Source organism: Leptolyngbya cf. ectocarpi LEGE 11479 (assembly GCF_015207065.1).
GTDB classification, from domain to species: domain Bacteria; phylum Cyanobacteriota; class Cyanobacteriia; order Phormidesmidales; family Phormidesmidaceae; genus Leptothoe; species Leptothoe ectocarpi.
In genome coordinates, this window is record NZ_JADEXP010000223.1 from 1 (window position 1) to 10,646 (window position 10,646).

The 10,646-nt window shown below is 47.4% G+C and carries 7 protein-coding genes; 5 read left to right on the forward strand and 2 right to left on the reverse strand.

Annotated elements, in window-relative coordinates; genetic code table 11:
- A partial coding sequence (locus IQ260_RS20335) for an ATP-binding protein (RefSeq protein ID WP_193994921.1) occupies positions 1 to 2,354 on the forward strand: 2,354 nt, incomplete at its 5' end.
- 63 nt (positions 2,355 to 2,417) lie between these two features.
- Here IQ260_RS20335 and IQ260_RS20340 read toward each other — a convergent pair.
- A complete protein-coding gene (locus tag IQ260_RS20340; RefSeq protein WP_193994922.1) occupies positions 2,418 to 3,869 on the reverse strand; it encodes an NB-ARC domain-containing protein in 1,452 nt (483 codons plus the stop codon).
- Positions 3,870 to 4,003: 134 nt separating this feature from the next.
- Between IQ260_RS20340 and IQ260_RS20345 the strand changes: the two genes are divergently transcribed.
- Both IQ260_RS20345 and IQ260_RS20350 read left to right on the forward strand, forming a co-directional pair.
- Positions 4,004 to 4,708 carry a Crp/Fnr family transcriptional regulator gene (locus IQ260_RS20345; RefSeq protein ID WP_193994923.1) on the forward strand — a complete coding sequence of 235 codons (705 nt, stop codon included), beginning with the start codon at positions 4,004 to 4,006 and terminating at the stop codon, positions 4,706 to 4,708.
- Between the two features lie 494 nt (positions 4,709 to 5,202).
- Positions 5,203 to 6,159, forward strand: a complete 957-nt coding sequence (locus tag IQ260_RS20350; RefSeq protein ID WP_193994924.1) for an NAD(P)/FAD-dependent oxidoreductase — start codon at positions 5,203 to 5,205, stop codon at positions 6,157 to 6,159.
- 307 nt (positions 6,160 to 6,466) lie between these two features.
- Here the strand turns inward: IQ260_RS20350 and IQ260_RS20355 are convergent, their stop codons facing one another.
- Positions 6,467 to 6,913 carry a globin family protein gene (locus IQ260_RS20355; RefSeq protein ID WP_193994925.1) on the reverse strand — a complete coding sequence of 149 codons (447 nt, stop codon included), beginning with the start codon at positions 6,911 to 6,913 and terminating at the stop codon, positions 6,467 to 6,469.
- Positions 6,914 to 7,157: 244 nt separating this feature from the next.
- Between IQ260_RS20355 and IQ260_RS20360 the strand changes: the two genes are divergently transcribed.
- Positions 7,158 to 7,709: a TerD family protein gene (locus IQ260_RS20360; protein WP_193994926.1), complete on the forward strand. Its 552-nt coding sequence runs from the start codon at positions 7,158 to 7,160 to the stop codon at positions 7,707 to 7,709.
- A gap of 188 nt (positions 7,710 to 7,897) precedes the next feature.
- A complete protein-coding gene (locus tag IQ260_RS20365; RefSeq protein ID WP_193994927.1) occupies positions 7,898 to 10,372 on the forward strand; it encodes a VIT domain-containing protein in 2,475 nt (824 codons plus the stop codon).
- Positions 10,373 to 10,646 lie beyond the last annotated feature (274 nt).

Here is a 10,646-nt window from a genome sequence, read left to right on the forward strand (position 1 = left end):
TTGAATACCTTAAAAATATGGGGGTTGCTAGTACCCTTACCATGCCTCTACTGGATGAGCAGGGGCTATGGGGTCTAATTGCCTGTCACCATGGTCGACCCACCGACATATCAGTCGAAACTCGTGATAGCCTCAGCCTCTTATCAAAGGTGGCCTCGCTCAACCTATTCCGACAAAAACAGTTAGAAAACAGCTACTACCGCAACAAAAGCAGACAGTTTCTGACAACACTGCGGGCAGCTAAAAAGCAGAATGAGGCGTCCCTACAGCAGGTGTTTGTCCAAAATTCTAATCTGCTACTTGAGATATTTAAGGCTGATGGGCTAGCCTTAATTTTTGATCAAGATATTACGCTCACAGGCAACACCCCCTCTGAGGCCGATATCCCAGATTTAATCCACTGGCTGCGAAAGCGTCCTAGCCCGATATTTTCAACCTGTGCTTTATCAAAAGACTATCGGGGTGCCCTGCCCGCTGGACTATTGAGCGTTACGTCAGGGCGATCCCAGTCGGTCTCCTACGGCATCCTGCTGTTTCGCCCTGAGCAGTTAAGAACCGTTTCGTGGGCTGGTCGATTTAGCGACACGACTAAAATAAACCCGACAGGAGACTTAGAGCTATGTCCACGTAAATCATTCGAGCTGTGGAAAGAGGAGTTAAAAGGACAGGCGTTACCCTGGTCATCCCATGAGCTAACAACGGCCTTAGATTTACACAGCATTTTGATAATGGCGGCGCTCGATCATTCTGAAGCGGTGCTTCGAGCTAAAAGCGAGTTCTTGGCCAACATGAGTCATGAAATTCGCACCCCCATGAATGCCATGATTGGCATGACTGAGCTTCTGAACGAAACGAGTCTAGATGCCTATCAGAAGAAAATCGTTTCAGTCATTCGGACGGGCAGCGATACACTTTTAACCGTTATCAACGATATTCTTGATTTTTCTAAAATTGAATCTAAAAAACTGATTTTAGAATTGGATCGGCTTGACCTATATCAATGTGTTGAAGATGTGGTGGCACTGTTCACAAATCAGGCGACAGAGAAAGGTCTAACGTTGAAAAGTCGGGTTGAACTGGCCCATCATCCTAAATTCTTTAAAGGAGATGCGGTCCGGTTACGCCAAATCTTAGCCAATCTAATTAGCAACAGCATAAAATTTACGGAACGCGGTGAAATAGACATTTATGCCGAAGTTCATCCCACAGACTCATCCCTAAATACAAAAGAGAGTGCCCGTCAGTACAGCATTGAATTTAGGGTTGAGGATACCGGTATTGGGATTGCCCCAGATAAAATTCAGCATCTTTTTCAGCCCTTTTCCCAGGCAGATGCTTCAATTACTCGAAAGTACGGTGGTACAGGGCTGGGGCTGGCCATCAACAAACAGCTGATCGAAATGATGGGCGGCACCATATGGGTCGAGAGCGCGGTCAATCAAGGAACAATATTTGACTTTTCTATCAGACTTGAAGCCGACGAGTTATTAGGTTCAAATAGTCCCCATAAACAAAAAAATTTGTCTTTTAGCGACTGCCTTGACCAGCCTCCCGCAAGATATTCAACAAAGCTCGAAACTGTTTCATCAGTCCCTCTGCGCATCTTACTAGCCGAAGATATTGCCCTTAATCAAGTTGTGGCGCTACAGATGCTGAAGTCCTGTGGTTATGATGCCGATATTGTTAATAACGGCAAAGAGGTGATTGACGCCCTTCAGCATCAGTCCTATGACTTAGTTCTAATGGATATACAAATGCCAGAGATGGATGGCTTGGTTGCGACGCAGACTATCCGTTTATCTCTCAATATTGTCCAGCCTTACATCGTTGCCATGACGGCAAACGCGATGCAGGGAGTGCGGGAAACGTATCTCGCTGCGGGAATGGATGACTACATTAGTAAACCGATCCATAAGCGTGATTTAAAGGCAGCCATCCAAAAATGTCAGTCCTTGAGACCTGCTGCCGTCGCCGCAGAACCTGCGGTACTATCGTCTGCTGAAAATTTGGATGCACTGCCTACTTTAGACTCTCAGGTCTTAGAAGGTATGGGTGGCAACCATTTATTCTTAAAGGAAATATGCGACACATTTCTAGAAGACGCACCTCGACGGATATATGCAATTCAGTCGGCTATTGAACAAAAAGATCCGCTGGCTTTAAGCCAAACCGTTCATGCGCTGAAGTCGCTTAGTCGCGGTATCGGTGCCATGAATCTTGCTCAAATCTGTCAGACTATGGAAAGCCTAGTAAGCAGCCAAAGTATCGAGCCCACCGTATCGATGCTGTCTCAAATTACCCACGAATATAAAAATGTTACAGCCGCTGTTCAACGCTACAAAACCTCGCTCTGATTAGCGGGTGCTTAAAAATCTATTGAGCGCTTGCTCGCTTACGTTCTAAGATTAGGTGCTGTGCTAGCCCGTGGCTTCAAATCTTTTGGCGAGAATAGTCAAATTAAATATCAAATAGCCCACCGTGCTAGAAGACTCTAATTTAGCCTGCTGTAGCCAGGTGCTTATAGACTCCGACAGCGGCTGGGCTATCTGGTTTTGATAGTTCTTTTGTAGCGCTGCCAGAACGCGATCTCCTAGAATATCGTCAGTTCCCGGTCGGACAATACAGTGAGTCTTTAACAGCTCAAAGTCCTGAGTTGAATGCGCCTGGAGAATCTCTTGTGCGATCGCAGCTGCTAGCTCATTAATAAAAAAGGTCATTATCATCGGCTGCAGGCTAAACGAAGGTTGGTCCGCAAGAAAATGCTGGGTCACCAAAGAACGCTGTACTAGCGTTGACAGTGACGTCATGGTTGTAGCTGGATCAGGACTCAGTAGATGGGTTTGTAGCCGACATAGGGAAATCGGTTCTTGCCAAATTGCTAGCCAAAAGAGAATCGTTTTTTCTAGCGGCTCAAGGGCCTTAAACTGTTGCTGAAAGAGTAGGCGAATTGGATCTGGCAGAATAATGGTTTCCTGGTCTAAAAAAGGCGCTATTTGACCATTAAAGACAGTTTTGATCGTCGAGGCTACTAGCTTTAGGGCCAGGGGATTATGGCCATAGAGCCGAGCCAGCGTTTTGAGCTGAGAGAGCTGCCCCCTACAGCCACAAGTCCGCAGCAGCTTAACAGCGGCATCAGGTGAAAAACCAGAGAGAGAGATTTGCTGAGACCGATTTAATGTTTGAAATTGAGTCGGTAAGGGCTGACGGCTAATGACTAATAAGCAGCTGCGATGTCGAGAACGGCTGATGCGGTAGAGAAAATCTAAGTGGATGTGGCTCTCGATAGCATCTAAGATAATTAGTCTGCGATGCTGCATTGTTTTGAGCAGCTGTTTTACGCCTTGCTCAACGGTTTCGCTAGGAGTCTCTAGTACATCTGTCAGCAGTGTTTCAAGGGGCACATTGCTTGAGCGCCAAATAATCTGTTCAAATTCGGTCTGTTGCTGTTCAGCTAGGACTATTGCCAGGGTGGTTTTACCTGTACCCCCCAGACCACTAATAGTGATCAGCTTGGCTGTGTTCACCCAGGTCTGCAGCTGTTGTAGCTCTTGCTCACGGCCATAAAATTGCTCAATATCAGGAGCCTCTCCCCAATCGATCAAACAGGGGAACGATAAGCTTTCCTCATTTCTGGGCTCAAGAGCTAATTCGGCAATCTCTTGCCAGTTGCTCAGACCAACAGCCTGACAAATGGCGATAAACGCGTCCTGTTGGATACGCTCACCGCGCCAAAAGCGTCTCAGAGTAGCTCTGGAGGTGTGGGCATCTTGCCACCAGCAGGCGGTGCTGGTTTTAGTCCAGCCCAGGCGTTGACGGGCTTGATTTGCGATCGCAAGCCCTTTTTCCGAAGCCCTTACAGACTGCCCCATTGTGCCTACCTATACCCAAAACCGTCTGTCCATGAGTTACTAAGCCCATAACTGGTCTGAGTATAGCGCTAGTCTTAATCATTCAGGTAGGTTGAACCTATTACCTCGATTAGCTCAAAGACGACAAAACCTCGATGAAAGCGACAATTTCTCAACTTTCCCAAATCCAGCTGTTTGCAGCCCTCAGCCCCGACGATCTAGAACAACTCCAGCCCCATACCCAGATCCAGCAATATCAGCGTGAGGAAATCGTTTTACATGAAGGGGATCCACTGCCAATGGCGTTACACGTTCTAGTCAGTGGGGTACTGCAAGTCCAGAAAAGTGCCGCCACTGGGAAGGAAACAATTCTGCGCACCCTCAGGGATGGCGACATTTTTGCGGCTCCGGCTCTGTTTGGGGATGCCCAGGCTCCTGCCACCGTCATCGCGATGGCAGATTGTCAGGTTTTGACGCTCTCTCAAACTACTCTCCTCAATACAATTCAGCAAACGCCAGAAGTGGCACTACGATTATTGGTGGTGTTTAATCAGCGATTGCAACAATTACACACCGTGGTGCATGGCTTGGTCTCAGAACGGGCGGTGGTGCGATTGGCCCAATTGATTCAGTATTCCGCCTGGCAATATGGCACAGACATCATCGATGCTGGAGAGCAACTACGGATTAAACTGCCCTATTACCAAATGGCTCGCAGCATTGGCATTACCTACGAAGAATGTGCTCGCTTGATGAAAAAGCTAGACGCCATTGTAAAATATGGTCGTGGGGGCAAGATTGTCATTCTCAATTCGGAAGGTCTTGAGACAATCGCTGCGGGTGAAGTTAACCTCGCTTAGAAACAAGGTTAGGATTCGCACTAGGATCTGCTGCTGAAACATGACCGAACACAGCATGGCTGGATATCACAAAGACTCAGAAATAGCCCCGACTCTACCCCAATCGCTTCCTATATTAGGGATGTAACGGATTTAATTGTATAGCCCATATTTTTCAACACTTTAGATCGCTTTAGGTGTAAGATAAAATTACTACAAGTTGCAAAGTTACAAAGAGGTGTTGGGCCTCCAAGGCCTAGCGCCATTTTTTACATAAGAGCTAGTTAAATCCAAAAGGGTTAATAGGTCTGAGTTTCATAGCCACTGCTGAGAATAGTTAGCAGTTTTCTAGATGGGTTACGTTATCCCCCAGCTTAGCTGAAATATACCAGCAAGTTGTTCTTCAAACGTATCAGCCTAGCATTATCGCCATTCAATCATTGAAAGATAGAGGCATTCAATTTCTAGTGATCATTCAGATACAAGCTGTTATTCATACCTAAGGGGACCCTGTTTTGGATACTTACGAATTTGATGTAGTCATTATCGGCGGTGGCCCAGCAGGGTGCTCTTGTGCTTTGTACACATCACGAGCTGACCTCAAAACGGTCATCTTAGATAAGAATGCAGCGGTAGGCGCACTGGCCATTACCCATAAAATTGCCAACTACCCTGGTGTTGCCGGAGAAATCAGCGGCGCTGAGTTATTAACTGTCATGAAGGAGCAGGCTGTTGAGTTTGGAGCAACATACCAGCAGGCTCAGGTCTTTGGCATTGACGTCAATGGACCTTTGAAAAAGGTCTATACCCCTGAAGGAACCTTCATTGGAAAAGCTCTCGTTTTAGCGACAGGTGCCATGGGACGAGTCTCCTCCGTTCAGGGTGAGTCAGAGTTTTTAGGTAGAGGTGTCAGTTATTGTGCCACCTGCGATGGCGCGTTTTATCGTCAAAGTGAGGTTGCCGTGGCTGGCGAAAATGCAGAAGCGATAGAAGAAGCTCAAGTACTGACTAAATTTGCCTCAACGGTTCACTGGATTACCAAAAAAGAACCTCTACCAGAAGATGCCCATGCCCAAGATTTACTCCGTAAGCCAAACCTAAAACATTGGAACCGTACACGTCTGATGGAGATCCAAGGTGATACCGGTGGGGTAACTAGTGTTCTGCTAAAGGAAAAGGGACAGACAGAACAGCAGGCCCTTCCTGTAGAAGGTGTGTTTGTATACCAAAGTGGTTCAAAACCGATTACAGATTTTGTCGGAGATCAAGTAGTACTTGATGCTAATGGTGGAGTTCACGTTGATGAGATGATGGGAACCAGTATAGACGGGGTCTGGGCCATCGGCGATATTCGTAATACACCATTCAAGCAAGCTGTCGTGGCTGCAGGTGATGGTTGTATTGCAGCGATGTCAATCGACCGGTACATCAATAGTCGTAAACTGATTAAGCCCGACTGGGATCATTCATAGCGCAGAATTCGTGTGTCCTACAGTTCACATTGATACAGGCAAATGAGCGGGTAGGAGAGAAATAGCTGCAATGAGTAAAAACAGTGTGGATGAGAGGGTTTCTAGACTTGCTACATATTGAATTTTTGCTGTTTTGTACTGGTCTAGAAACCCGATAACCAAGCAAAATCTAAGCACTGCTACACTAAGGGCCAGGGCGGTAACAGGAGTCAGCCAGTGGTAATAGCAAAGGGTAAGGAGAGCTAGAATTGAGATCGCATACCCCATGTTCTGGCGAAAAGATCGCTCTTACTGTTATTTACAGCGACTAGACCGAGCCAGCGCGTTTAAGATCAAGGATGTTTTCAGGATAATCTGTTCCCGTTAACATAATTTCAGTAATTGCTGAATAGGCCTCGACCCAAGCCTCTGAAACTTCAGGTGTCCAATTTTCTTCAAGGGTCGTAGCCATCGATTTTAGTAAGGTACCCCCCACCATGGGGTAGTGTTCTGGAAACACACCGTACTTTACATGGTCCGTACCCATACCCTGGAGCGTATTTGTTAAAACACCAGGTTTGGTTAAATTTTGAACTATCAAGGCTAGAGACGCAAATAATTTTTTGGGTTGCTCATGCATATTGGTATGGGTAAATAGGGGTTTTACCTCTGGATAGTCTGAAAATAATGTGTTGTAGAAAAGATGACTAAATTCAGACTTGTTATGCTTGAGGAGGTCAAAACTAGCTGTTAGCAAATCAGTGTTTAAAGCCATTGAAACGGTAATCTCACATTTTGTTACATGTATAGTCTGTCAAGATTTTTGATCAACAACTATGAGCTACCTCATAAACCCGATTATATGGCGAACGGGTTTACTCGCTGTAGAATAGAAAGCTAATCTAATTCTCGAACTTTTATCCCTGACAATCCAATGAATCGAATTTTGTGGTGCTATTCCACTTGTAGATCAGCAATCGTATCTATATTCTTGTTTAATACGTGCATCACTCTGTACTATGAATCCTGATTCTGTTGTTCAACATTTACCCAACTCTGTTTCTCAACTCCAATGCGGTCTCGGCTGGGATGCCCAATCGGAAACAGAACTCGACTTAGATATGGCTGTGTTAGCCCTAAGCGCCAGTGGGCGCTTAGCCTCAGGAAAAGAGGGGTTTATCTATGCAGGTCATCCTCGCCACCCGTCCGGAGCCATCCAATTACTCAATGACAGTATTACTGGCGAAGGCGAAGGCGATGACGAACAGCTTTTAATCAGTCTCTTAAAATTACCTACCGATATTAAAAAGCTTGTTTTTGTTGTCAACATTGACTGCGGTGAAGCGCAACAACAGGACTTGAGCCAGGTGCAAAATGCCTTTTGGCGCATTTCAGCTAGTTCAAGTCGCCAAACGTTACTCCACCATTCCCTATCTAATCCCCAATGGCAAGGCATTACAACTCTGTTTGTGGCAACGTTAGAGCGTGTAGAAAACCAATGGCAGCTGATTCCGTCCCTTGAGCCTAGCCCTCTGAAAAATCTAAATGAGCTGCTGCATCAATATCTTTAACCGCACCAACGGCACATCTGTAACGGCATGGTTGCTTCTAGGGACTGCACCAGTATAGCTAGGACATTGACTCACCGCTGACTCACCATTGACTCACCACTGGATGAACTGACTGAACCCAAAACTGAGCATGTTTTAGCGGCTGGCCCGCCTAATCTGGAGTCAGTTCACCCCCTGGAGGTCTCATCATGGTACAAACGTTATCCCCTCAAACTGCTGGTTTATATGGACAAGGTATTGAGGAGCAGCCCCTCGTGTTTCCGCTCAAGCACACTGAGGTCAAGGCCCAGGTCAGCGGCAATATTTCCCGCGTAGACGTTACCCACACATTTGAAAACCCATTTACCACGACCCTCGACGCAACCTACGTCTTTCCGCTACCCGATGAGGCTGCTGTGGACACTTTGGTGGTGCGATTTTGCGATCGCACCATCCACGGTCGCATCGAAAAACGCGAAGAGGCCCAGGCTATCTACCAGCGCGCTCAGCAAAAAGGGCAAACCGCCGGGCTGCTAGAGCAGGAACGAGCCAATATCTTCACCCAGTCCCTGGCCAATATCCCACCAGGGGAACAAATTAAAGTAACAATCGGCTACAGCGACCAGCTAGCCTACAAGCAGGGCTCCTATGAGTTTGTCTTTCCCATGGTGGTGGGGCCGCGCTACATTCCAGGCAATGCCATAGCAGACTTGGGCCAAGGCGCGGGGCACGGCACGGCGACGGCTCCCATGAGCCTAAACCAAGATACGGATTTAGTACCGGATGCCAGTCGCTTGAATGGCCCCATTTTGCCCGCTGGGCTAAGGTCTGGCCATGACATTCAGATCACAGTCGAGATTGAGACAGGCTTTGAGCTATCAAATCTGCAATCTCCCTCCCATCAAATCGTAGTAGACACCATCGCAGCAGACACCATCGCCGGAGATAAGCAGAACTCACTCACCCGCATCACCCTATCTCCCAGCGACACATTACCCAACAAAGACCTCATCCTGCGATATCAGGTGGCCAGTGACAGTGCCCAGACATCACTATTGACCCAGTCTGATAAGCGGGGCGGTCATTTTGCGGTCTACCTAATTCCTGCCCTCAGCTATGACACCACCGCCTATATTCCCAAGGACATGGTGTTTTTAATCGATACCTCCGGGTCCCAGTCAGGGGCACCCCTAGCCCAGTGCCAGGCACTGATGCGCCGATTTATTGAGGGTCTCCATCCCCAGGACACATTCAATATCGTCAATTTTGCCAACACAACTCAGCAGCTAGCCAAAGTCTCTCTAAACAATACACCCCGCAATCGTAAACAGGCCCTAAACTATGTGGAGCGATTGCGGGCGGGGGGCGGCACCGAAATGATGCGCGGGTTCAAAACAGTGCTAAATTTACCCCATTTAGCCCCCGAACATATTCGAAATATTGTTCTATTAACCGATGGATACATTGGTAACGAAACTCAGATTTTTGCCGAGGTCCAACGTTCCCTCAGCCCGTCCAGTCGTCTCCACAGCTTCGGTGCAGGAAGCTCGGTCAATCGCTTTTTGCTAAACCGTGTGGCCGAGTTGGGACGCGGCATTAGCCAGGTCGTTCGCCACGATGAGCCCATTGACCAGGTAGTAGATACATTCTTTAATCAGATCAATAATCCAGTGTTAGGAAATCTCTCCCTGCACTGGGACGGTCCTGGAGCAGCCCCCAGTCTTTATCCCACTGCTGTGCCCGATTTATTTGCGCAACAGCCCCTAATTTTATTGGGGCACAAGACCGACAGCCAGCCAGGAACCCTACGCATAACTGGCATGACAGGCAGTGGCAAACCGTTTGCACAATCTTTTGCTGTTTCCTTTACACCCTCAGGCAATCCAGCCATTGGTCAGCTTTGGGGCCGTGCCCGGATCAAAGCCTTGATGAATCAAATGGTTAGCGGCGAGACTACACTGGGTGTAGAAGCTATCACAGAAACAGCCCTGGCATATCAGCTATTGTCGCAATACACCGCCTTTGTTGCTGTTAGCGATGAGAGCCGGGTTGAGCAGCCCACAACTTCTGTAAATGTGCCAGTCAACATGCCAGAAGCCATCAGCTATGAAGGTGCATTTGGAACCGCAGCCCCCCCAATGAGAAGGCGCATGGCGACAATGAGTGCCGTGCCCCAACCTATGGCAGCACCCCGTCCCATGCCAGCACAGCAGATCGATGGGACGACAAAAAAAATGTCTGCTCCTGGAGGCAAAGTAGATAGAGTTTTCTCAATGTCCATAGAAACAACATCCTATTCAGAGATTCTGCCAGCAGAGCCAATAGACCTTTTAGCAGATGAAGCAGAATTTGATTTTGATGCCACAATAACCGCTGAATCTGTCCAGACTCCCACACCCTCTCAACAGATTCAGCTCTGTAAGGCAGAGGAACTAAGAGACGATGTCTTTGAGCAGCTCAAACAACACTTGCAAACATTACAGCTATTAGCACCCCAGACTGGGAAGCTTGTCCTTAAGCTAGTCATTCAGCAGGGTCGCGTAAAGCGGGTAATGCTGGATACGGAAAACTCGGATCCACAGAAGCCTGACGTGGTTGATCAAATTCGTCGAACCCTCCTCAGCTGGCACTGCCCCCAGACAGTGGCAGCCCCCTTACGTATCGAGCTGCGTATAGAGGCTTAGCTCAGGGACTTAATCAATGCTGTTTATTGAGAGCTGGCATAACTCCCAATAAACAGCTGATTTCAGTATATTTTATTTGCAGATCCTCAGTATATTTCACCACGTTTTGAACAGTTCATCCTCTAAATTAACGACAACAGATATTACAATAGTCCGGACAGAAAAGCGAGAGAAATAGCCAGAAAAGCTATTCAGGCACTAAGGTTTTGTTAACAGACAAACCCACCTGAATAGCCATGACATGCATCATACCGGGTCTACTACGAAAAGTGGG

Bases quoted from the DNA above. Each gene is read 5' to 3' on its own strand.
- IQ260_RS20345 (WP_193994923.1), top strand. From the start codon at position 4,004: ATGAAAGCGACAATTTCTCAACTTTCCCAAATCCAGCTGTTTGCAGCC.
- IQ260_RS20340 (WP_193994922.1), bottom strand. From the start codon at position 3,869: ATGGGGCAGTCTGTAAGGGCTTCGGAAAAAGGGCTTGCGATCGCAAAT.
- IQ260_RS20365 (WP_193994927.1), top strand. From the start codon at position 7,898: ATGGTACAAACGTTATCCCCTCAAACTGCTGGTTTATATGGACAAGGT.
- IQ260_RS20355 (WP_193994925.1), bottom strand. From the start codon at position 6,913: ATGGCTTTAAACACTGATTTGCTAACAGCTAGTTTTGACCTCCTCAAG.
- IQ260_RS20360 (WP_193994926.1), top strand. From the start codon at position 7,158: ATGAATCCTGATTCTGTTGTTCAACATTTACCCAACTCTGTTTCTCAA.